Origin of the sequence: Brevundimonas sp. (assembly GCF_027487935.1) — a bacterium.
GTDB lineage: Bacteria > Pseudomonadota > Alphaproteobacteria > Caulobacterales > Caulobacteraceae > Brevundimonas.
In genome coordinates this window covers 179,493-201,836 of the sequence record NZ_JAIYCP010000021.1, presented here as the reverse complement: position 1 = coordinate 201,836, position 22,344 = coordinate 179,493, and the positions used below count along the sequence as shown (strand labels likewise).

Here is a 22,344-nt window from a genome sequence, read left to right as displayed (position 1 = left end):
CTCCTTCGCCTCTGCGAGGCTCCGGACGGTCCCCCTCCCCGCGAAGCGGGGAGGAGACTGGGGGGTGCGCCCCTCCACCCTCCTTCGCCTCTGCGAGGCTCCGGACGGTCCCCCTCCCCGCGAAGCGGGGAGGAGACGGTGGGGTGCCGGCGCCTCGCGCCGTCCGGAATGACCATGGCCGCAGGGGCAGTGTCAGACCGCCAACGTCCCCGTCCGTTCGACCTCGACCGGGCCGGTCATGAAGACGTGGCCGGTGGCCTCGTCCCATTCGATCCACAGTTCACCCCCGTCGACCTCGATCGTGGCGGCGCGTCCGGTCAGGCCGCGACGGGCGGCCGCGACCAGGGCGGCGCAGGCGCCGGTGCCGCAGGCGCGCGTCAGGCCGGCCCCGCGCTCCCAGACCCGCAGGCGGATCCGGTCGGGCGCGATGACATGGGCGAAGCCGACATTGACGCCCTCGGGGAAGCGCGGGTGGTGTTCGATCAGCGAGCCTGTGCCGCGGACAAAGGCGTCGTCGGGCGTGTGGTCCATGAAGAAGACGACGTGGGGATTGCCCATGGAGACCGCGCCGGGCGTATGCAGGACCGGATCGTCGATGGGGCCGACCTGCAGCTCGATGCCCCGCGTGTCCATGGCCTCGTCGAGCGGGATCTGTTCCCAGTCCAGACGCGGGCCCCCCATGTCGACGGTGATCCGGGCCGCGGTCGTCGACCCTTCGGGATCTCCCGACCCGACGCGGCCCGGGACGCGCCAGGCTTTCGTCGGACCGCCGAGGGTGTCGATCGACACCTCAGCCTTGCCGGTCGACTGCAGCAGCATCCAGCCGACGCAGCGCAGGGCGTTGCCGCAGGTCTCGACCACGCTGCCGTCGGCGTTCCAGACGCGCATGAAGGCATCGGCGGTCCGCGAAGGCTCCAGGGCGATCAGCTGGTCACAGCCTTCGCCGGTCGTCCGGTCCGCGATCGCCCGCGCCTGGTCGGCCGTCGGTGCGAACGGCATCTCCAGCGCATTGACGACGACGAAGTCGTTGCCGGCGCCGTTCATCTTGACGAAGGGGCGGGTCATGGAGGGGCCATATAGGCGCGGACCGGGGCTTAGGCGAGGGAGGGGTGGGGGAGGGGGTGGGGTGTAGGGGGTGGGGTGTGGGGTATAGGGTTGGGGGTGGAGGCGTCGAGCGGCCATGAATGCTTCTCCATACCCTACACCCCATACCCCACACCCCACACCCCACACCCCAAGCCCCACGCCCCGCCCAAGATGACAAAGCCGTAACCTCGCCCACGCCCGCCTTGCCGCGACCCCACCCGCCGCTAAGGTGAAGCCCGACTTCCGTCGGAGACCAGACCAGATGATCCGCACCGCCGCGCTCGCCGCGCTTCTCGTTTCCACTGCCCTTTGCACGAGCGCCATGGCCCAGACCCCGACCCCGCCCAATCCGCCGCTGGCGGAGGGGGCTTTCGCCACCTCGGACGCCACCGACCCCTACATCTGGCTGGAAGAGGTCGAGGGCGAGCGCGCCATGGCCTGGGTCAATGCCCACAATGAGCATTCGCTGGGCGTGCTGCGCGGTGACCCGCGGTATGAGGGGCTGCACCAGCAGGCGCTGGAGCTCGTCCAGTCGCGCGACCGCATCCCCGCGCCGGGCTTCAACCACGACGGCACGATCGACAATTTCTGGCAGGACGCGAACCATGTGCGCGGCATCTGGCGCACCACGACCCTGGACAGCTACCGCACCGAGGCGCCGCAGTGGGAGACCATTCTGGACTTCGACGCCCTGGCCGCGGCCGAGGGCAAGAACTGGGTCTACAAGGGCGCGACCTGCCTGCCGCCGGAGGAGACCCGCTGCCTCGTCTCCCTGTCGGACGGCGGCAAGGATGCGGTGACCATCCGCGAGTTCGACCGCGCAACCCGCACCTTCGTCGACGGCGGCTTCGTGCTCGAGGAATCCAAGGGCGGGGCGACCTGGGTGGATGAGAACACCCTGCTGGTCTCGCGCGACTTCGGCCCCGGCACCCTGACCAGCTCGGGCTATCCGATGATCGTCAAGATCCTGACCCGCGGCCAGACCATCGACCAGGCGCAGACGGTGTTCACGGGTCAGCCGACCGACGTCTCGGTTTCGGGCTACACCCTGCGCGACGCAGACGGCGTGGTCCAGGCGACCCTGATCAACCGCGGCATCAGCTTCTATGAGGGCGAGACCCATCTGTTGAGCGTCGAGGACGCCGTCGGCGGCCCGGTGATATCCACGCGTCGCCTGGAGTTGCCGGCCAAGTCGAACATCAATGCCCTCGTCCGTGGACAGATGGTCTTCACTACGGACCAGGACTGGACCGCGCCTTCAGGGCAGGAATTCCGGACCGGCGACGTCATCGCCTATGACCTCGCGGCCTGGCTGGCCGATCCGACCGTCCGGGCCCAGCTGGTCATCCGCCCCGGGCCGCGCGAGGCCATCGAAGGCATCACCAGCACCCGCAACAAACTGGTCGTGGCCCTGTACGAGAACGTGCGCGGCTCGGTCTATGTCTATGAGCCCAATCCGTCGGGCGAATGGGCGCGCAGCCGCATGGACCTGCCGCAGAACGTCTCGGTCGGCGTCGGTTCGGCCAGCGAGCGGGATGACCAGGTCTTCGTCAGCGTCACCGGCTATCTGAACCCGTCCAGCCTGTTCCTGGCCGATGCGGCGACGGGCGAGGCGGACCTGACCAAATCCCTGCCGGCCAAATTCAATGCCGAGGGAATGAGGGTCGACCAGTTCGAGGCCCGCTCGGCCGACGGCACCATGATCCCCTATTTCGTCGTCCATCGTGACGCCATGCCGATGGACGGCTCGAACCCGACCCTGCTGTACGGCTACGGCGGCTTCCAGTCGTCGCTGCTGCCCGGCTATTCGGCCACGGTCGGCAAGCTGTGGCTCGAGCGGGGCGGGGTCTATGTCATCGCCAACACCCGCGGCGGCGGCGAGTTCGGACCCAACTGGCACCAGGCGGCCCTGCAGGAAAACCGCCAGCGGGCGCATGAGGACTATCAGGCCGTGGCCATGGACCTGATCGCGCGCGGCGTCACCAGCCAGCCGAGGCTCGGCATCATGGGCGGGTCCCAGGGCGGGCTGTTCATGGGGGCGATGCTGACCCAGCGCCCGGACCTGATCAATGCGGCGGTCATCCAGGTGCCCCTGTTCGACATGCTGCGCTTCCATCGCCTGCTGGCCGGGGCCAGCTGGATCGCGGAATACGGCAATCCGGACATCCCGGAAGAGCGGGCCTGGATCCAGCAGTATTCGCCCTATCAGAACCTGCGCGCCGACCAGCCCTATCCCGAGGTCTTCATCCACACCTCGACCAAGGACGACCGCGTCCATCCCGGCCACGCCCGCAAGGCGGCGGCGCGGCTGGAGGAACTGGGCTATCCGGTGCTGTTCTATGAGAACACCGACGGCGGCCACGCGGCGGGGGCCAACCTGCGCGAGACGGCCCGGCGGCTGGCGCTGGAATACACCTATCTGACGCGGCGGCTGATGGACGCCCCGGGTCAGTAAAATCCGCTCATCCCCGCGAACGCGGGGACCCAGTGCTTTCGTTGAGGCATCGGCGGCTGGGATCAGCGGGTTGCGACACCGGCGGCACCGATCGCCCAAAGAACTGGGTCCCCGCGTTCGCGGGGATGAGCGGAAAGAAGAGAGTGATGAACCGACTGATCCTGTCTGCCGCGATCCCGGCGCTGATGCTCGCGGCCTGCGCCAGCGGACCTGCGCCGCTCCCGCTCCCGATCCTCGACCTGGCGACCATACCGCGGCCGCTGCTGGTCCAGCCGCCGCACATGCCGGCCGACCTGAGCCCCGCCGGTGTCCGCGCCGCTGACGATCATCTGGCGCTGGAAGAGGTCAACGGGACCGAGGCCATGGCCTTTGTGGCGCAGTCCAACCAGCGCGCCCTGGCCGCCCTGACCGGCGACCGTCGCTATGAGACCTTCCGGCAGCAGGCCGAGGCGATCCTGACCGCTACCGACCGCATCCCGGGCCCCAGCTTCCTCGGCGACGGCATTGGAAACTTCTGGCAGGACGCGGCCAATCCGAAAGGCATCTGGCGGCGGACGACGCTGGACAGCTACCGCTCGGCCGATACCCGCTGGGAGACCATCCTCGACATCGACGCCCTGGCCCGCGCCGAGGGCCGGGACTGGGTGTTCAAGGGCGCCGACTGTCTGGCCCCGGACGAAATCCGCTGCCTGATCAGCCTGTCCGACGGCGGCAAGGATGCGGTGGTGGTGCGCGAGTTCGATACGAGCACCAAACGCTTCGTCGACGGCGGCTTCAGCCTGCCGGAGGGCAAGCACCGGCTGGAATGGCTGGACCGGGATACGCTGCTGGTGGCGACGGATTTCGGGCCGGGCACGCTGACGGAGAGCGGCTATCCCTTCATCGTCAAGTCGCTGCGCCGTGGTCAGACGCTGGCGCAGGCGACCGAGGTCTATCGCGGCGACATCGGCGACGGGGGGTATGGGGTCAGTCCGAGCGTCTATCGTGACCGGGCCGGTGCGGTGCTGGCCGTCCTTTTCAACCGCCCGCTGGACACCTTCCGCTCGGAGACCTGGGAACTGGTCGATGGCCGTCCGGTGAAGCTGAGCCTGCCGGAGCGGGTCAGCGTCTATGGGGTGCAGGGCGGGTCCTTCATCCTGTCGCCGGATGAGGACTGGGCGCGGCCCGGACGGTCGCACAAGGCCGGCTCCCTGCTGGCGATCTGCATTCCCTGTGTCCGTCCCACGGACGGTCCGGTGGTGGTCAGCAACCAGGTCGAGACCATTTTCGAGCCGACCGACCGCCAGTCGATCGGCAGCGTCCGGGTCATGCAAGACCGGGTCGTGGTGGCCATCTCGGACAATGTCGTCGGCCGACTGGCCGTGTTCCAGAACCGCGGCGAATTCGGCTGGCCCCGCACGGACATTGCCACGCCGGATAATGTTGATGTGTCGCTGGGCGACGCCTCGAAATCGCGCGGCACCTTCTTCGTCGCGACCCAGGGCTTCCTGACACCCCAGACCCTGAGCCTGGCTAATGTGACCGGAGACGCAGACGTCATCCGGCAGGCCCCGGCCCGTTTCGACGCCTCTACCCATGTCACCGAACAGTTCGAGGCCCGGTCGTCAGACGGGACCATGATCCCCTATTTCGTCACCCGCCCGCGCGACATGGCGATGGACGGGTCGGCGCCGACCATCCTGTTCGGCTATGGCGGTTTCCAGATTTCGTTCCCGCCGGCCTACAAGCCGGAGATGGGCAAGCTCTGGCTCGAGAACGGCGGCGTTTTCGTTCAGGCCAACATCCGCGGCGGCGGTGAGTTCGGGCCGGAGTGGCACCAGTCGGTGCTGAACGAGAACCGTCAGCTGGCCTTTGATGATTTCGCGGCGGTGGCGGCCGACCTGCACCGGCGGGGTATCAGCTCGCCGCGCCGCACCGGCATCTATGGCCGTTCCAACGGCGGGGTCCTGACCTCGGTGTCCATCACCCAGCACCCGGAACTGTTCAACGCGGCGGTGATCGAGAGCCCGCTGATCGACATGCTGCGCTATCACGAGATGCCGGCCGGGGCCTCCTGGATCGGCGAATACGGCGACCCGCGCATTCCGGAAGAGGCCGCCTGGATCGCCCGCTATTCGGCCTATCAGAACCTTCGTCCGAACACGGACTATCCGCGGGTCTATATCACGACCAATACGCGCGACGACCGTGTCCACCCCGGCCATTCGCGCAAATTCGCCGCGCGGCTGGGCGAGATGGGCTATGACCACCTCTATTACGAAGAGACCTCAGGCGGTCACTCCAATGACGCCGACCCGATCGCCAACGCCCGCCGTTGGGCGCGGCATTATGTGTATCTGGCGCAGCAGCTGATGGACTAGGGGCGGAGGCAAGCCCGGCCCACCGCTATCGTCATCCCGGGGGGGCGAAGCGAACCCCGGGATCCAGCGGCGCGCGCGAGCGCGACCCTGTCGGGAGTGAAGTCAGCAAGCAGCGAGGCATCGCCACCGCCGCCGGTGTTTCGCCGCCGTCGCGGCGCCGCTGGGTCCCGGCCTTCGCCGGGATGACGAAAGTGCGGGTTAAGCCGGCTCGACGACCTTCGCCTTCTTGGGCTTGGCGGGCTTTTCGGCCTTGGGCGGCTTGGGCGGCTTGGCCGGCTTTTCAGCCTTCACCTTGGCCGGTTTGGTTGCCTTTTTGGCCAGCTTCTTCGCCTCGCGCGCGGCCTTCTTGGCGGCGCGGGCCTCGGCCTTGGCCTTGGCCGGGGCCGCATCGGCCTCGCCCGCCAGTTCGGCCAGCAGGCTGAGGAAGCCGTCCCGCTTGGCCTTGGGCAGCAGGGCCATGATCCGCTTGTCGGCGGCCTCGACCTTCGGCCGGGCGGCATCCAGAGCCGCCTGACCGGGGCCGGACAGGCTGACCGTCTTGGCGCGGGCGTCGATCGAAGACTGTTCGCGGGCCAGAAGCCCTTTGGTCGTCATGCGCGAGACCAGGTCCGCCAGGGTCGAACGGTCGATCCCGGTGGCCCGGACCAGATCGGTCTGGGTCAGGCCGGATTTCTGCGACACCGCCTCAAGGACGGCGAACTGACGCTGGGTCAGGCCGTCGGGGCCGGTTTCCTCGGAATAGATGTCAAGCGCGAGCTGCAGCACACGGTGCATCAGGTGGCTGGGGGAGCCCCCCAAGGCCCCGCTGCGCTTCGACCTGTTTCCGGACTTGACCATGAAACGTATCCCTTCGGCCTCGATGGACCATGCGTAGCAGTGGTGCTTTACGGTTTGACGACGGACGATCCGTCATCAATCCGGATATCTCAGGGCGCGGTGTCCGGTTCCGCCGGCGCCATCGGATCGACCGGCGCATCGGGCGAGGTCAGGTTGCGCATGATCAGCGGAATCTGCGACAGGCCGAAGGCTGAGGAAGCGATCCACAGCACGCCCCGGAAGCTGACCCAGACATCGGCCGGATCAATATCCGTGCGCCCGACCTGCGCCGCCGCCCAGCCCACAAGGGCCTCGCTGCGGACCAGTTCATTGACGAGGGCGACGGCGAGAAAATAGACGCCATAGCGGAGCGTCAGTGTCCGCCAGGCCCGGTCGTTGATCGGAATGACCGTGCCCAGAAGGGCCTTCAGCGGCTGTTTGCCGAGGAAGATGCCGCCGATCAGGGCCACGGCCAGCGACAGGTTCAGGGCCGTGACCTTGACCTTTACCCACAGGCCGTCGCCGGTCAGCACGGTCAGCAGGCCGAACACCAGGGCAAAGCCGCCGACCAGCAGGGGCATCAGGGCCAGCCGTTTCTCGACGATCAGGCCGACCGCCACGCCCACGGCCGAGCCTGCGACGAGGAACCAGGTCGCATGGACCAGGGCTTCATCGCCGCTCAGGCCGCGCAGGCGCATGACCAGAAAGGCTGCGCCAAAGGCCAGCAGGCCGCCGAAATCCACCAGCTGACGCAGGCGGGAGTCGGTCCTGGGGGTCGATTCGGGGGTGGCGGCGTCAGTCATGCGTCAATCCTCAAGCCCCACCAGCGATCGTGAAAAGGCTCGCGCGTCAAACGGTTGCAGGTCGTCGATGCCCTCGCCGACGCCGATCAGCTTGATCGGGGCGTCCGAGGCCTGGGCCACGGGCACCAGGACCCCGCCGCGCGCCGTTCCGTCCAGCTTGGTCATGACCAGTCCGGAGACATAGGCGGTGCGGCCGAAGATCTGTTCCTGGGCCAGGGCGTTGCGGCCGACCGTGGCGTCCAGCACCAGCAGGGTCTCATGCGGGGCCTCCGGATCGATCTTCTTCAGCACGCGCACGATCTTGAGCAGTTCGTCCATCAGGGCGGACTTGTTCTGCAGCCGGCCGGCGGTGTCGATCAGGACGACGTCGTATCCTTCCGCCTTCGCCTTCGTATAGGCGTCAAAGGCCAGGCCGGCGGGGTCGGCGCCGTCGCGGCGGCTCTCGAAGGTCGCTCCGGCGCGTTCGGCCCAGACCTTGAGCTGTTCGCGGGCCGCGGCGCGGAAGGTGTCGCAGGCGACGATCATCACCTTCGCCCCCTGACCGGTCAGGTCGGCCGCGATCTTGCCCAGGGTCGTGGTCTTGCCCGAGCCATTGACCCCGACGAACAGGGTCACAAACGGCCGGGCGCCGGACAGGGGCTCGTAGCGGGCCTCGTGGTGGATCAGTTCGGCGGTCACCGCCTCGGCCAGGGCTTCCTTGACCTCGCGCTCATTGGCCCCGGCGCCGAAGCGCAGATCGCGGAAGCGGGCAACGATCCGGTCGGTGGCCGCAGGCCCCAGATCGCTCTCCAGAAGATGCTCTTCCAGCCCCTCGAGCGCGGCCTCGGACAGCGGCTCCTTGATGAAGGTGGCCACGACCTGTTCGGTCATCTGCTTCGAGGAGCGGGAGAGGCCCTCGGTCAGGCGCGAGAGCCAGCCCTTTTTCGGCGCGTCGGTCATGGGTTGGCTTTAGCGGGGCGAAGCGGGCGCGTCACGCGATCTCGCGGCCCTTCTCCCATTCCGTCATCCTCGGGCTTGACCCGAGGATCAGGGGCGGCGGTTGGCGGTGCGGTCGGGACGGCCCCGTGACTATTCCTATGCAGGCGTCGACGGCGCACCGGATGGTCTGATCCTCGGGTCAAGCCCGAGGATGACGGTGAGAGGAGTGGCGCAAGTGACCGGAGGGTTTTGACGCGCTAGAACGATCCCAATAAGGATCACAGCCTTGCCCAAGCCCCACCCGTTCCATTCGCCCCGCACCCACGGCTTCGTCCGCGTGGCCGCCGCGACGCCGGTGGTCCACACCGCCGACCCCGTCGCCAATGCGGAAGAGCATATCGCCCTGATCCGGCAGGCCGGCGCGCAGGGCGTCGATCTGATCGTCTTCCCGGAGCTGTCGCTGAGCGGCTACGCCATCGACGACCTGCTGATGCAGGACGCCCTGCTGGCCGAGGTGGAGCGGCAGATCGATCGGATCGCGGACGTGACCGCGGAACTGGACGTGGCGGTGGTTGTCGGTGCGCCGATCCGCCGGGGTGACCGCCTGTACAACTGCGCCGTGGTGCTGGCGAATGGGCAGCCGGTGGGGGCCGTCCCGAAAACCTACCTGCCGAACTATCGCGAATACTATGAGAAGCGCTGGTTCGCGCCGGCCGACGATGAACTTCCGGTTCTCGGTGGCCGCTGGGGATCGTTCGGAACGGCGCTGCTGTTCGAGGCCGAGAACCGGCCCGGTTTCGTGTTCGGGGTCGAGGTCTGCGAGGATTTCTGGTCTCCTTTGCCCCCTTCGACCCGACAGGCGCTGGCGGGTGCCCGCATCCTGCTGAACCTCTCGGCTTCCAATATCGTCATCGGCAAGGCCGACGAGCGCGCCTTGCTTTGCACCAGTCAATCCGCGCGGGCGATGGCGGCCTATGTCTTTACGGCGTCTGGCTGGGGCGAGAGCACGGCGGACCTGGCCTGGGACGGACAGGCGACGATCCATGAACTGGGCGCAAGGCTGGCGGAAGGAGAGAGGTTCTCCGTCGAAAGCCACCTGACCATCGCTGATATCGACGTAGAGCGGATCGGGCTGGAGCGTCTGCGCACCGGCACTTTCGCCGATACGGCACGGCGTGAGTTGGCCCGGGAGGGGTTCGCCCACGCCCTCTTCAATGCGCGTGAGGACGCGACTGCCGACCTCCTCCGCCCCCTCGACCGCTTCCCCTTCGTGCCCGACGACCCCGCCCGGCTGGATCAGGACTGCTACGAGGCCTTCAACATCCAGGTGCAGGGGCTGATGCGCCGGATGAAGGCGACCAGCGCCGAGCGGCTGGTCATCGGCGTCTCGGGCGGGCTGGATTCGACCCAGGCCCTGCTGGTCGCCTGCCGCGCCTTTGACCGGCTGGGTCTGCCGAGGACCGGCATCCTCGCTTACACCCTGCCCGGTTTCGCCACCTCGGAGGGGACCAAGGCCAATGCCTGGGCCCTGATGAAGGCGCTGGGCGTCACGGGGGCGGAGATCGACATCCGGCCGACGGCGCAGACCATGCTGGAGGCCATCGGCCATCCGTTCGCCAAGGGCGAGCCGGTCCATGACATCACCTTCGAGAATGTGCAGGCCGGTCTGAGGACGGACTATCTGTTCCGGCTGGCCAACCAGAACGGCGCCTTCGTGCTGGGCACCGGCGACCTGTCGGAACTGGCCCTGGGCTGGTGCACCTATGGCGTCGGCGACCATATGAGCCACTACAACGTCAACGGCGGGGTGGCGAAGACCCTGATCCGGCACCTGATCCGCTGGGTGGCGATGAAGGAGCACACGGGCGGGGCGGCCGATGTGCTGCACGCCATTCTGGATACGGAGATTTCGCCGGAACTGGTGCCCGCGGGCGCGGACGGGAAGATCCAGTCGACCGAGGCGACCGTCGGCCCCTATGCGCTGAACGACTTCTTCCTGTTCTACATCACCCGCTTCGGCCTGAAGCCGTCCAAGGTGGCCTATCTGGCGCATCAGGCGTGGAAGGATGCTGCGGCGGGCCATTGGCCGGTGAACACGCCCGAGGCTGAGCGGGTCGCCTATGACCTCGCTACGATCAAACACTGGCTGCGGAAATTCCTGTTCCGCTTCTTCCAGACCTCGCAGTTCAAACGCTCGGCCCTGCCCAATGGGCCGAAGGTGGTCACCGGTGGGTCGCTTTCGCCCCGCGGCGACTGGCGCGCGCCGTCGGACGCAACGGCGCGGGTTTGGCTGGATGAGCTGGAAGCGAACGTGCCGGAGTGAAAAAGTGGCCAGTGGCTAGTGGCTAGTGGCTGGCCGCCGCCTGCAGAGCCGGACTGCCGGCGTCGCCCTTCCGCCGGCAGCGAAGCGGCAATCACTAGCCACTAGCCACTGGCCACTCGCCACTCTTCCTTCAGGGCAGCTCGCTCAGGAACGGAAAGATCGCCGCCTTGGCCTCGGGCTCGTCCAGCATGGGCGCGTGGCCGACGCCGGGGACCTCGACGACGTCCATTTTCGGGGCGCGTTTGCGCATCTTCGCCGCGATCTCCGGGCTGAGCAGGTCGGAGGTCTCGCCGCGCACCAGCAGGGTCGGACGGCCCTTGGCCAGCCGGTTGAACAAGGGCCAGAGGTTGGGGACCAGGGCCTTGGCTCCCGCCACCCGGATCGGGACCATGATGTCGGGGTCATAGTCCGGGATCGGCGTGCCCTCGGTACCCAGGCGGAAGGTGCGACGGGCGAAGGCGTCCCAGTCGGCGTCCGAATAATGGGGCAGGGCGACCTCATTGAGCTTGCGCGCATAGGCGGCGGCATCGGCCCAGTTGTTGATCTCGACCGGCTGGCCCGCATAGGCGGCGATCCGCGCCAGACCGACGGGCGACACCTCCGGCCCGATATCGTTGAGGATGGCGGCGGCGATGACCTTCGACCGGAGGGCGGCGAGCGTCATGGTGATCAGCCCGCCCATTGAGGTGCCGAGAAAGACCGCGCGCTCGATGCCGAGGTCACGCATCAGGGCCAGCACGTCCTGGGCATAGGTCAGGGGCTGGTAGGTCATCGGGTCCGGCGCCCGGTCCGACTGGCCGCGACCGCGGATGTCCACGGCCAGCACCCGCCGGCCGCTCTGGGCAATCAGGGGGGCGATGGCATCGAAATCGGCCGAGTTGCGGGTGAGGCCATGGATGGCGATGACCGGCAGTTTCGCCGCGCCGGCCGCTGCGGCATGGTCGCGGGCGTAGAGGCTCAGGCCGTCGGCACTGGACCAGCGACGCTCGACGAAGGTCTGGCTCATGAATCGCTCCGGCGGCTGATGACCCAGCCTATTTCACCCGCGGGAGAATTCCCACCCGGCGCGAACGGACGACGGGGCTTCAGTGGCCCAGCAGTTCCCGGACGAATTGGAACAGATCGCCGCCCTCGAAGCGGAAACCCGGCACCCCGGCGCGCCGGGCGGCCTCCATGTCCGACGGCTGGTCGCCGATCATGAAACTCTTCGCCGGATCGATAGTGTGGTCGGCCATGGCCCGCAGGAGCATGCCGGGATTGGGTTTGCGGTCCGGATGGTCGGGATGCAGATAGGCCTCGACCCGGCCCTCGCTGTGGAAGGGGCAGGCATAGACGGCCCCGATCACTGCCCCCTTGGCGGCCAGTTTGCGCACGATCAGGGTGTTGAAGGCCTTCATCTGGTCTTCGGTGAACAGGCCGCGCGCGACGCCCGACTGATTGGTCACGATGACGCACAGATAGCCGAGCTTGTTGAGCTGTCGCACGGCCTCGGCTGCGCCGGGCATGAGGCGCAGATGCTCTTCCAGATGGGGGTAGCCGGTATCCTCGATCAGCACACCGTCGCGATCGAGGAAGACGGCAGGAATGCCGGAACTCATGGTTTCCGGGCATACGCCTCAGCACCCGGTCGTTGCAACCCGTCACGCTAAGTGACGGAACAGGATTTGGCTTTGCCGCAGTCGATTTGGTAGGAGGCCGCATCCCCGGCGGCGCTGAACGCGCGCTGCCATATCCGCGCGCCCGGAGATCGTCCGATCATGAGCATTGCCTTTATCGACCTTCAGGCCCAGCGCCTTCGCCTCAACGGCAGGATCGAGGCCGCCGTGCAGGAGGCGGTGGTCGGCGGGGCCTGGGTCATGGGTCCGCAGGTGCGGCAGTTCGAGGCCGATCTGGCGGCCTTCGGCCAGGCGAAACACGCCCTGGGCTGCGCCAACGGCACCGACGCCCTGATCCTGCCCCTGATCGCCTGGGGAATCCGCACCGGCGACGCGGTCTTCTGTCCCAGTTTCACCTTTACCGCCACGGGCGAGGTCGTGCCCTGGCTGGGGGCCACGCCGGTGTTTGTGGATGTCGATGCCCACACCTTCAACATGGACCCGGTCCAGCTGGAGGCGGCGATCGAGGCGACGCTGAAGGAGGGCCGGCTCAAGCCCCGCGTGGTCATCGCCGTCGACCTGTTCGGCCAGCCCGCCGACTATCCGGCCATCCGGGCCATCTGTGACCGCTACGGCCTGAAACTGATCGCCGATTCGGCCCAGGGTTTCGGTTGTACCCTGAACGGCCACCATCCGATCAAATGGGCCGACATCACCACCACCAGCTTCTTCCCGGCCAAGCCGCTGGGCTGTTATGGCGACGGCGGGGCTGTGCTGACGGACGATGATGATCTGGCCCAGGAAATGGACTCCCTGCGGGTCCACGGCAAGGTCGTCGCCAAGGACCTGAAGGACGGCCAGACCTTCGACCACGACCCGAAATACCTTGCCATGCGCATCGGCATGAACAGCCGGCTCGACACCATCCAGGCCGCCGTCCTGATCGAGAAGCTGAATGTCTTTGCCGATGAGATCGGCTGGCGGAACGCGATCGCGGATCGATACAACGCCGGTCTGGCCCCTTATGTCGCCAGGGTTCCGACCGTGATCGACGGGGGGGTCTCGGTCTGGGCCCAGTACACCATCGAACATGAGGACCGTGACGGCCTCGTGGCCCATCTGAAGGACCAGGGCGTTCCCACGGCCGTCTATTATCCGGTGCCCATGCATCTGCAACCCGCCTATGCCCGGTTCTCCAAGGGGCCCGGCAGCCTGCCGGTCACGGAGCGGCTCAAGGAGCGGGTCCTCAGCCTGCCGATGCATTCGGATCTGGACGAGGCGACGCAGGATACAATCATCGCGGCCGTCGCCGGCTTCCGCTAGGGATCGTCGCATGACCCAGCCTCTCCCCGCATTGAAGGTCGGCGTCGCCGGCGTCGGCGTCATGGGCCGCAACCATGCGCGCGTCCTGTCGGACATCCGCGATTTCGATTTGACGGCGGTGTTCGACCCGGATGCTGCGACCGCTGACGGGGTTGCCGGCCTCTATGGCGCGAGGGCCTTCACCACGGCCGGCGAGTTCGTGGCTGCCGGTCTGGACGCCGCTGTGGTCGCCACACCCAACCGCCACCATGCCGACCTCGGTGTCGCCCTGCTGGAGGCGGGGATCCATGTGCTGGTCGAAAAGCCGATCGCCGCCACTGTGGTCGACGCCCAGCGGATGATCGACGCCGCCAGGGCCAACAGCCGGGTGCTGATGGTCGGCCAGGTCGAGCGCTTCAATCCCGCGGTCGAGGCGGTCAAGCGCGCCATCGACGGCGAGGATGTGATCTCGATCCAGATCACCCGCGTCGGCCCCTTCCCGCCGCGCATGGGCGAGGTCGGGGTGGTCATAGATCTGGCGGTGCACGACATCGACATCATTCGGCATCTGACGGAGTCCGAGATTGTCGAGGTCCAGCCCCAGTTGGCCCGGACCAAGGCTGACCGCGAGGACACGGCCCTGCTGCAGTTCCGGCTGGCCAACGGGACCATCGCCCACATCACGACGAACTGGGTCACGCCTTACAAGGTCCGCACCCTGCAGGTCGCGACCCAGAACAAATTCGTCGTCGCCGATCTGATGAGCCGTCAGGTGACGGAGTATTTCGGCCAGCAGCCGGACGGCAGCTATTCGACACGTGGCGTCATGAGCTGGCCCGCCGAACCGCTGAAGAAGGAGCTGGAAGCCTTCGCCCATGCCATCCGCACGGGCGAACCGCCGGCTGTGAGCGGCGAGGACGGGCTGCGGAACCTGGAAGTGGCGCTTAGGTGTCTGGGGGAGGGCTAACCGCCCACCACCTGCATCCCCAGCCATTCCGCGATCAAGGCCGGCCTGTCTACGCCGTCAATTGTGGCCGCCGCCTCATCGGTCAGCCAAGTGCGCTCCGGATGTCCGTCTGCGCGAAGTCATTGCCGACATAGAGCAGCGGACAGCCGTACATCTCTGCGAGGGCATAGCTGAAGCTGTCGCCGTAGTTCAGGTAGGCGGTGTGGAAGCCCTTGCCCCAGCGACGATAGGCGTCAGCCGCGCGCTCGGCGAAGGCTTGATCGACCGGAATGACCTCGAGATCGAGTTCGTCCAGAATAACCCGGACCGCGTCGGACAATTTCAGCCGCATCGCCACGATCCGCGTCTCTGTCAGGGTCGCCGCCGAAATGAGGAGGTCGCCGCTCAGAAGACGCCGGGCGATAACCTCTGCATTCGCCTGCCCAGCCGCGACACAGATGACGGCCGAACTGTCGATAGCGATCACGCCGGTAAGCCGTCTTCATCATAGAGGAAGTCCTGGCTGCGGGCCGCGTCAAAATCAGGAGGCAAATCCCCGACCAAGGCTTGGGCTTTGCGGATCACCGCCATCCGTTCTTCAACAGTGAGACGCCGAGGCACCATCGAAGTGATGCGGGCCACGCCTTTGCCGTTCCGGGTGAGGACCACATCTTCACCCGCTTCGGCTTGGCGAACCAGCGCCGTCAGTCGCGCCTTGGCCTCGGAAATCGCGATCTCACTCATCCGTAAAATATGGACCAATCAGTGGTCCAAATCAAGATTCACCCGCCCACCATCTGCATCCCCAGCCATTCCGCGATCAGGGCCGGCTTGTCGGCGCCGTCGATCTCGACCGTGACCTCGTGTTTCAGCAGCCAGCGGCCGCCGCCCTTGTCCTCGGCGGACAGGAGTTTGAAGCGGCCGCGCACGTTCGATCCGGCCGGCACGGGGGCCAGGAAGCGGAGTTTGTCGAAGCCGTAGTTGACCCCCATCACTACCCCTTCCAGCGGCGGGACGGCGTCATAGGTCATGGCCGAGAGCAAGGAGAGGGTCAGGAAGCCGTGGGCGATGGTGCCGCCGAAGGGGGTGTGGGCCGCTGCGACCGGGTCGATATGGATGAACTGCCGGTCCTCGGTGATCTCGGCGAAGGCGTCGATCCGGGCCTGGTCGACGGTGATCCAGCGGCTGACGCCGATTTCCTGGCCGATCAGGCCGGCGAGGTCGGCGACGGGGGTGGGCAGGCCCTTGCGTTCGGTCATGGTGTCAGGCTCCGGGGGTGAAACGGTCTTCGATAATGGCGGAAAACATGGACGGGTCGACATTGCCGCCCGACAGGACGGCGGCGGTGGTCAGGCCGGCGGTCTCGACCTTGCCGGCCAGGATAGCGGCCAGCGACACGGCCCCGCCCGGCTCGACCACCAGTTTCAGCACCTTGAAGGCATAGCGCACAGCCTCGGCGACCTCGGCGTCCGAGACGGTCACCACCCCGGTCAGTCGTTGATTGATCGGGAAGGTCAGCTCGCCCGGCCGGTCGGTCATCAGGGCGTCGCAGATCGAGGGCCGTTCGACCGGGGCGTGGGTCAACCGCTCGCCCGCCGTCAGTGACAGCAGGGTGTCATTATAGGCCTCGGGCTCGACGCCGATGACCCGGGTCTCGTGCGACAGGGCTTCCATGGACAGGTTGATACCCGCGATCAGCCCGCCGCCCGAAGCCCCGCACAGCAGCTGGTCCAGCGGCGCATCGGCCTGTTCGAGGATCTCCAGCCCGGTCGTGCCCTGGCCCTCGATGACGAAGGGATCGTCGAACGGGCGGACGAGGATGGAGCCCTTGGAGGCTGCGATCTCCTCGCCGATGGCCTCGCGGCTCTCGGTGTAGCGGTCGTACATCCGCACCTCGCCGCCGAAGCCGATCACGCCCTCGACCTTCACCTTCGGACTGTCGGCGGGCATGACGATGATGGCCTCGATGCCGAGGATCTGCGCCGCGCAGGCCACGGCCTGGGCGTGATTACCGGACGAATAGGCCACGACGCCCCGGGCCTTTTCCTCTTCCGTCAGCCGGCTGATGCGGTTCCAGGCCCCGCGGAATTTGAAGGCCCCGGCCCGCTGCAGGGTTTCCGCCTTGAGCAGCACGCGACCCCCGGCCCGGGCATTCAGCGCCGGGCTTTCGATCAGGGGGGTGCGGACGGCCTGTCCGGCGATCTGGCGGGCGGCGTCGCGAACGCCGGCAAAGGAGGCGGTGTGCATCGTCAATCCATAGCGGGCTCGCCATCCCGGCGAAAGCCGGGCTTCCAGTCCCGGCCTTACCGCTGGCTGGTTCATCACAAAGACCACGAAGAAGAAGCCACGAAGGGCACAAAGGGACCTGCGCCTGTCACTGCTGCCTTCGTGTCCTTCGTGACCCCTTGGTGTCCTTCGTGAAGAACCTCCTGGCGGCAAACCCAATCGCTCGGCTTGCGGCTTCGCCGCGATGACCGGTTGAGTCTCCGGAAGGGCGCTCTAACCTGCCCGCATGAAGAGCCTCATCCTCGCCATCGACCAGGGCACAACCTCGACCCGGGCCATCGCCTTTGAGGCCGCGCCCGAGGGCGGCCTGCGGCCCGTCGCGGTCAGCCAGGTCGAACTGGAGCAGCATTTCCCGCACCCCGGCTGGGTCGAGCATGACGCCGCCGAAATCTGGGCCGCGACGCTGCAGACCTGTCGCGCGGTGATCGAACAGGCGGGCGGGGTCGGACGGTTCGCCGCCGTGGGCATCACCAACCAGCGCGAGACCTCGGTGCTCTGGGATACGGTGACCGGCGAACCCCTGCACCGCGCCATCGTCTGGCAGGACCGGCGCACGGCGGATGTCACGGGCGCCCTGGCCGCGGCCGGGCATGAGCCGATGGTGCAGGCGGCGACCGGCCTGATCCTCGATCCCTATTTCTCGGCCTCGAAATTCGCCTGGCTGCTGGACGCCGTGCCGGGTGCCCGGGATCGTGCGGCCCGGGGTGAGGTCAAGGTCGGCACCATCGAGACCTGGCTGATCTGGAAGCTGACCGGCGGTGCCAGCCATGTCACCGACGCCACCAATGCCAGCCGCACCGCGCTGATGGACCTGGCGACGCGGGCGTGGCGACCCGATCTTGCGGCCCTCTTCAACGTCCCGATGGTGGTCCTGCCGGAGATCCGCGGCTGCACGGACCGTCTCGGCGAATGCGACCCGTCCCTGTTCGGGGCGGCCCTGCCGATCCACGGCGCGGCGGGGGATCAGCAGGCGGCACTCGTCGGCCATGGCGCGCTCAAGGCCGGGGACGCCAAGATCACCTTTGGCACCGGGGCCTTTCTGGTCGCCAATGTGGGAGGTGAGCCGGTCGGCTCGACCAGCCGGCTGCTCGGCACCCTCGGCTATGCGGTCGGAGACGATGTCGCATTCGCCCTCGAGGGCTCCATCTTCTCGGCCGGTTCGGCGATCCAGTGGCTGCGCGACGGGCTGAAGGTGCTCACCGCCTCGGGCGAGTCAGAGGGCATGGCCCGGGGGCTGACGGACAATGGCGGGGTCTATCTGGTGCCCGGCTTCACCGGTCTGGGAGCACCCTGGTGGGAGCCGGAGGCGCGCGGGACCATCATCGGCCTGACGCGCGACAGCGGACCGGCCCATTTCGTCCGGGCGGCGCTGGAATCGCTGGCCTACCAGACCCGCGACCTGCTCGACGCGCTGGAAAAGGACGGGGCCCCGCGGTTGAAGGTGCTCAAGGTCGACGGCGGCGTCACGGCCAATGCCTTCGCCATGCAGTTCGTCGCCGACATCTGCGACGTGGTGGTCGAACGGCCGGCGTTTCAGGAGATGACGGCCCTGGGCGCGGCCAAACTGGCAGCGCTCGGAATCGGTCTGATCGGCGATCTGGAGGACCATCCGGTCGAGGCCCCCGCGCGCTGGACGCCGAATATGGCACCGGAAGTGCGCGAACGGCTGCTGAAGGGCTGGCGCAGCGCGGTCCGCGCAGCCATCATCGCCGCTCACCCGGAAGAAGCATGACCCAGCCCATCCTCGAAGACGCCCAGTCCACCTTCTCCGGCACCCGGGAGGTCGATCCCCGCCATGCGCTCGATGAAGCGGCGCTGGACCAATGGCTGAAGGCCCATGTCGAGGGCTATGCCGGTCCGCTGACGCTGCGCCAGTTCAAGGGCGGTCAGTCGAACCCGACCTATGAGCTGGTGACGCCGACCGGTGCCTATGTGCTGCGTCGCAAGCCGCCCGGTAACCTGCTGCCCAGCGCCCATGCCGTCGATCGGGAGTTCACCGTCATCTCGGCCCTGCACAGACAGGGCTATCCGGTCGCCCGGCCCTGGGCCCTGTGCACGGACGACAGCGTCATCGGCTCGATGTTCTATGTCATGGACAAGGTCGAAGGCCGGGTGCTGTGGGACCTGAAACTGCCGGGGATGGAGCCGGCCCGGCGCCGCGCCATCTATGAAAGCCAGGTCGATACCCTGGCGGCCCTGCACGCCTTCGACCCCGCCGCCATCGGATTGTCCGACTACGGACGGCCCGGAAACTATTTCGAGCGCCAGGTGGGGCGCTGGACCAAACAGTATCGGGCCTCGGAGATCGATCCGATCCCGGCCATGGACCGGCTGATCGAATTCCTGCCGTCCACCCTGCCGCCGGACGGGCCGACGCGGATCGTCCACGGTGACTTCCGGCTCGACAACATGATCCTGGCCCCCGACGGGCCGCAGGTCCGGGCCGTGCTGGACTGGGAGCTGTCGACCCTCGGTGATCCGATGGCGGACTTTTCCTATCTGCTGATCGCATGGGTGATTCCGGCGACAGCGCGCAACGGGCTCGCCGGTGCCGATCTCGAGGCCCTGGGGATCCCGTCGGTGGCGGAGATGGTGGAGCGTTATGCGAAGCTGACCGGGACGACGCCGGCCAATCTGGACTGGCTGCTGGCCTATAATCTGTTCCGGCTGGCGGCCATCTGCCAGGGCATTGCCGGGCGGGTGCGCGACGGCACGGCGGCCTCGTCCCATGCCAGGGCCATGGCCGCCCAGGTGCCCATGCTGGCCGCGGGCGCGATGAGTTTCGCGCAGAAGGCGGGGGCCTGATCACCCGGTCCCGGGTCGTGAGGCCGGCGGGTCAGTGCGCCGGGAGAACGGCCCCGTTCAGGATGCGCCGGTCGTCCTTCGCCTGGACCAGAATGGCTACGGCCAGGCCTGATCCGGCGGCGTCCGGAAGGGCATAGAGGGCCGGCCGGCCGGTCCATTCGCCCAGGGTCCGGACCGAGCGCACCACATTCATGTGTCGCACCGTGCGGCCGCGGTTATCCCCCCGGCCGATCAGGACTTCCTGCGGGCCGGGGGTGAAGGTCACCGCCAGAACTTCGGCACCACCCGAGGGCGCGCGGCCGGAGCCGACGCCGACCCGGTCGCCGCCTGTGCGAAACTCGATCTCGGGCGGAAACACGCGGCGGGCGGCTTCCTCGTCGATGGCGCTCTGCAGGGCCGGTATCCCGGCACCCACGACCTGGCGGCGCCCGTCGATGACGATCTGCGGGGTCGCGACGTCGCGCAATCTCAGGGGCTTGCGATAGGCGCGCTGGCGCTGGGCGAACTCGGGTCGGGCGAAGGTGTCCTCCCAGCCCAGGTAGTCCCAGTAATCGACGGCATAGGTCAGGGCGATGACGCCGGGTTCGGTCGCAACGGACTCAAGCCGGGCATTGGCCTCCGGACAGTCGGCGCAGCCCTGGGCGGTGAAGAGTTCAATGACGACGGGCTCAGGCGGTGCCGCGGTCCGGACGGCGCGGGCCGACGACGGCTGGGCCACGGACCCTGCCGCGACAAGGGCAGCCGCAAGGGCCGCCACAGGGATGATCCAGCCCCTCGTGCGCATGGCGCAGAGATTAACCACGCCCGGCGAAATCGCGCCGCTCATTTTCGCGTGAAGGCCGAATGGAGCGGCGACCGTCAGACCCGGATGTCCAGCAGGGCACCGGGGCGCGGGGAGCGCTCCTCCTGAACGGCCGACGCGGACGAGGGGGCGGTGTCGCGCGCAACCGGTTCCGGCCCGCCGGCCTGCACCGCCTCCAGGGCCGCCCGGAAGAAATCCGATCGTGCCGCGCGTACCGGAGGCAGGGCCGCGGGTTGGGGCGGGAACTGGACGGACGGGAGGCCGGATCGAATCGTGCTCATGCCCGCAGGGTTAACGAAAACTGTCGGAAAGAGGTTAACGCCCCGGCTCGCGTGGTGTGGCCGTCGGCAGGGGGCGGGCCGGAGCCTGTATGGCCGCGACCAGGCGCTCGATCTCGGCCGGGTCGAGCAGGGGACCGGTCGACTTGGCCACGACCTGGCCCATCGCATTGACGGCGAAGGTCTCCGGCGCACCGGTGATGCCGAGGTCGAGACCCGCCCGGCCGTCCCGGTCGACCAGCACCATGGCATAGGGGTCGCCCAGTTCGTCGAGGAAGGCGCGGGTGGCGACCGGGTCGTCCTTCCAGGCCACGCCGACCACAGCCACGCCGCGCGCCTCCAGCGCCATCAGATTGGGATGCTCGGCCCGGCACGGCGCGCACCAGCTGGCGAAGACATTGACCAGCATCGGCTTGCCCACACCGGCGGTCTTCAGATCGAGATGGCCCGGCCCGGGCTGGTCACCCGTCAACATCGGCAGGACGGTCTCGGGAATGGGCTGGCCGATGAGGGCGTCGGGCTTGATCGACGGATCGCGTTTCAGCGACCAGCCGATGAAGAGCGCGGCCAGTGCCACAAGGACGATGAGCGGGACGATGGACAGCCAGCGGCTCATGGTTGGGGCTCTGTCGTGCCGGGCTCGTCCTGCAGCCTTTTCAGCTCTGCCGACCAGCGGCGCGCCGCGAGGGCGGCGCGGGCGGCGAGTGCGGCCAGGACGATCGCGCTCAGGCCCCAGGCGGGCCAGACGAAGGCGGCGTAACGGCCCATGTCGAGGTCAGGCATGATCAGGCCTCCAGCGCCTTGCGGGCGCGGATCGACACCACCCGCCGGCGTACGATCTCGGTGCGGATCGCGGTCAGCCAGATGGCCAGGAACAGGACCCCCCAGGCCGCCATCATGATCAGCAGGGGCGTCAGATAGACGGCCGGCATCGCCGGTCCTTCGGCGCGCAGCAGCGAGGCCGGCTGGTGCAGGGTGTTCCACCAGTCGACCGAGAATTTGACGATCGGCAGATTGATCAGGCCGACAAGCCCCAGCACGGCGGCGGCGCGCGTCGCCTTGGCCTCGTCATCGATCGAGGCCCGCAGGGCCATATAGCCGATGTAGAACAGGAACAGGATCAGCACCGACATCAGCCGGGCGTCGCCCCAGGCCCACCAGGCCCCCCACATCGGCTTGCCCCACAGGCTGCCGGTGGCCAGAGCCAGGGCGGTATAGGCGGCACCCGGCAGGGCGGCGGCGCGGGCGGTGGCGTCGGCCAGGGGATGACGGAACACCAGGGCGAAGAAGCTGGACACGCCGAGCGCGCCATAGATCATCAGCCCGACCGAGGCTGCGGGCACATGGACGAACATGATCCGCACCGTGTCGCCCTGCTGATAGTCCTCGGGCGCGGTGAAGCTGAGCCAGGTCCCGACGACCAGCAGCACGGCGGCCGCCGCCCACAGCACCGGCGTCAGCGGGCGGGTGAAGCGCAGGAAGCGGTCGGGATTGGCGAGGCCGAACATCGGCGTCTCCTTAGCGGGCCGGGACGGCGCGCGCCATATGGGGACTTCACGGGGTGGCGCC

At 67.9% G+C, this 22,344-nt stretch carries 22 protein-coding genes; 7 read left to right on the top strand and 15 right to left on the bottom strand.

Annotation, left to right across the window (positions count from 1 at the left end):
* Positions 1-192: 192 nt before the first annotated feature.
* Positions 193-1,065: a diaminopimelate epimerase gene (dapF, locus tag Q0053_RS08320; RefSeq protein WP_298098649.1), complete on the bottom strand. Its 873-nt coding sequence runs from the start codon at positions 1,063-1,065 to the stop codon at positions 193-195.
* A 283-nt stretch (positions 1,066-1,348) separates the two neighbouring features.
* On the opposite strand from dapF, the gene Q0053_RS08315 reads away from it, so the two are divergent.
* Together Q0053_RS08315 and Q0053_RS08310 are read left to right on the top strand one after the other, a co-directional pair.
* The gene (locus Q0053_RS08315; RefSeq protein WP_298098646.1) at positions 1,349-3,541 is read left to right on the top strand and encodes a prolyl oligopeptidase family serine peptidase; all 2,193 of its coding nucleotides are present in this window, start codon (positions 1,349-1,351) and stop codon (positions 3,539-3,541) included.
* Between the two features lie 146 nt (positions 3,542-3,687).
* Positions 3,688-5,901 (top strand): prolyl oligopeptidase family serine peptidase, encoded by a 2,214-nt coding sequence (locus Q0053_RS08310; protein ID WP_298098644.1) that lies wholly within the window; start codon positions 3,688-3,690, stop codon positions 5,899-5,901.
* A 198-nt stretch (positions 5,902-6,099) separates the two neighbouring features.
* On the opposite strand, the gene Q0053_RS08305 is transcribed toward Q0053_RS08310, so the two are convergent.
* From Q0053_RS08305 to ftsY, 3 genes are all read right to left on the bottom strand, one after another.
* Positions 6,100-6,738 carry a MarR family transcriptional regulator gene (locus Q0053_RS08305; RefSeq protein ID WP_298098642.1) on the bottom strand — a complete coding sequence of 213 codons (639 nt, stop codon included), beginning with the start codon at positions 6,736-6,738 and terminating at the stop codon, positions 6,100-6,102.
* 89 nt (positions 6,739-6,827) lie between these two features.
* Positions 6,828-7,520, bottom strand: coding sequence for a septation protein IspZ (locus Q0053_RS08300; RefSeq protein ID WP_298098639.1), 693 nt, complete (start codon positions 7,518-7,520; stop codon positions 6,828-6,830).
* Between the two features lie 3 nt (positions 7,521-7,523).
* On the bottom strand, positions 7,524-8,459 hold the full coding sequence (gene ftsY / locus Q0053_RS08295; protein ID WP_298098637.1) for a signal recognition particle-docking protein FtsY: 936 nt from the start codon (positions 8,457-8,459) through the stop codon (positions 7,524-7,526).
* 265 nt (positions 8,460-8,724) lie between these two features.
* Here ftsY and Q0053_RS08290 point away from each other — a divergent pair, with 265 nt between their 5' ends.
* Positions 8,725-10,761 (top strand): NAD(+) synthase, encoded by a 2,037-nt coding sequence (locus tag Q0053_RS08290; RefSeq protein WP_298098635.1) that lies wholly within the window; start codon positions 8,725-8,727, stop codon positions 10,759-10,761.
* 130 nt (positions 10,762-10,891) lie between these two features.
* Here the strand turns inward: Q0053_RS08290 and Q0053_RS08285 are convergent, their stop codons facing one another.
* Positions 10,892-11,767 (bottom strand): alpha/beta fold hydrolase, encoded by an 876-nt coding sequence (locus Q0053_RS08285; protein WP_298098633.1) that lies wholly within the window; start codon positions 11,765-11,767, stop codon positions 10,892-10,894.
* Positions 11,768-11,846: 79 nt separating this feature from the next.
* On the bottom strand, positions 11,847-12,359 hold the full coding sequence (locus tag Q0053_RS08280) for an HAD family hydrolase (protein WP_298098630.1): 513 nt from the start codon (positions 12,357-12,359) through the stop codon (positions 11,847-11,849).
* Positions 12,360-12,518: 159 nt separating this feature from the next.
* On the opposite strand from Q0053_RS08280, the gene Q0053_RS08275 reads away from it, so the two are divergent.
* Entirely contained in the window at positions 12,519-13,679 is a 1,161-nt protein-coding gene (locus Q0053_RS08275) for a DegT/DnrJ/EryC1/StrS aminotransferase family protein (RefSeq protein ID WP_298098628.1), read from the top strand.
* Between the two features lie 10 nt (positions 13,680-13,689).
* A complete protein-coding gene (locus Q0053_RS08270; protein WP_298098625.1) occupies positions 13,690-14,625 on the top strand; it encodes a Gfo/Idh/MocA family oxidoreductase in 936 nt (311 codons plus the stop codon).
* A gap of 82 nt (positions 14,626-14,707) precedes the next feature.
* On the opposite strand, the gene Q0053_RS08265 is transcribed toward Q0053_RS08270, so the two are convergent.
* Genes Q0053_RS08265 through Q0053_RS08250 form a run of 4 tightly spaced genes read right to left on the bottom strand, consistent with a single transcriptional unit; the run spans position 14,708 to position 16,851 of the window.
* Positions 14,708-15,091, bottom strand: a complete 384-nt coding sequence (locus Q0053_RS08265; RefSeq protein ID WP_298098622.1) for a type II toxin-antitoxin system VapC family toxin — start codon at positions 15,089-15,091, stop codon at positions 14,708-14,710.
* Complete coding sequence (locus Q0053_RS08260; protein WP_298098619.1) at positions 15,088-15,348, bottom strand: type II toxin-antitoxin system Phd/YefM family antitoxin; 261 nt, start codon at positions 15,346-15,348, stop codon at positions 15,088-15,090. Before Q0053_RS08260 ends, Q0053_RS08265 begins: the two co-directional genes overlap by 4 nt.
* 38 nt (positions 15,349-15,386) lie before the next feature.
* A complete protein-coding gene (locus Q0053_RS08255; RefSeq protein WP_367276680.1) occupies positions 15,387-15,845 on the bottom strand; it encodes a MaoC family dehydratase in 459 nt (152 codons plus the stop codon).
* 22 nt (positions 15,846-15,867) lie between these two features.
* On the bottom strand, positions 15,868-16,851 hold the full coding sequence (locus Q0053_RS08250) for a threonine/serine dehydratase (protein WP_298098614.1): 984 nt from the start codon (positions 16,849-16,851) through the stop codon (positions 15,868-15,870).
* Positions 16,852-17,116: 265 nt separating this feature from the next.
* On the opposite strand from Q0053_RS08250, the gene glpK reads away from it, so the two are divergent.
* Together glpK and Q0053_RS08240 are read left to right on the top strand one after the other, a co-directional pair.
* Positions 17,117-18,622 (top strand): glycerol kinase GlpK, encoded by a 1,506-nt coding sequence (glpK, locus tag Q0053_RS08245; RefSeq protein WP_298098611.1) that lies wholly within the window; start codon positions 17,117-17,119, stop codon positions 18,620-18,622.
* The gene (locus Q0053_RS08240; RefSeq protein WP_298098608.1) at positions 18,619-19,695 is read left to right on the top strand and encodes a phosphotransferase family protein; all 1,077 of its coding nucleotides are present in this window, start codon (positions 18,619-18,621) and stop codon (positions 19,693-19,695) included. The genes glpK and Q0053_RS08240 overlap by 4 nt, the downstream gene beginning before the upstream one ends.
* 31 nt (positions 19,696-19,726) lie before the next feature.
* Here the strand turns inward: Q0053_RS08240 and Q0053_RS08235 are convergent, their stop codons facing one another.
* The 5 genes from Q0053_RS08235 to ccmC are packed head-to-tail and all read right to left on the bottom strand — an operon-like array spanning position 19,727 to position 22,283.
* A complete protein-coding gene (locus tag Q0053_RS08235) occupies positions 19,727-20,521 on the bottom strand; it encodes a thioredoxin family protein (protein WP_298098605.1) in 795 nt (264 codons plus the stop codon).
* A gap of 32 nt (positions 20,522-20,553) precedes the next feature.
* Positions 20,554-20,778, bottom strand: coding sequence for a hypothetical protein (locus Q0053_RS08230; protein ID WP_298098602.1), 225 nt, complete (start codon positions 20,776-20,778; stop codon positions 20,554-20,556).
* 34 nt (positions 20,779-20,812) lie between these two features.
* On the bottom strand, positions 20,813-21,391 hold the full coding sequence (locus tag Q0053_RS08225) for a DsbE family thiol:disulfide interchange protein (RefSeq protein WP_298098600.1): 579 nt from the start codon (positions 21,389-21,391) through the stop codon (positions 20,813-20,815).
* Complete coding sequence (ccmD, locus tag Q0053_RS08220; RefSeq protein WP_298098597.1) at positions 21,388-21,558, bottom strand: heme exporter protein CcmD; 171 nt, start codon at positions 21,556-21,558, stop codon at positions 21,388-21,390. The genes Q0053_RS08225 and ccmD overlap by 4 nt, the downstream gene beginning before the upstream one ends.
* A gap of 2 nt (positions 21,559-21,560) precedes the next feature.
* A complete protein-coding gene (gene ccmC, locus Q0053_RS08215) occupies positions 21,561-22,283 on the bottom strand; it encodes a heme ABC transporter permease CcmC (protein WP_298098594.1) in 723 nt (240 codons plus the stop codon).
* Positions 22,284-22,344 lie beyond the last annotated feature (61 nt).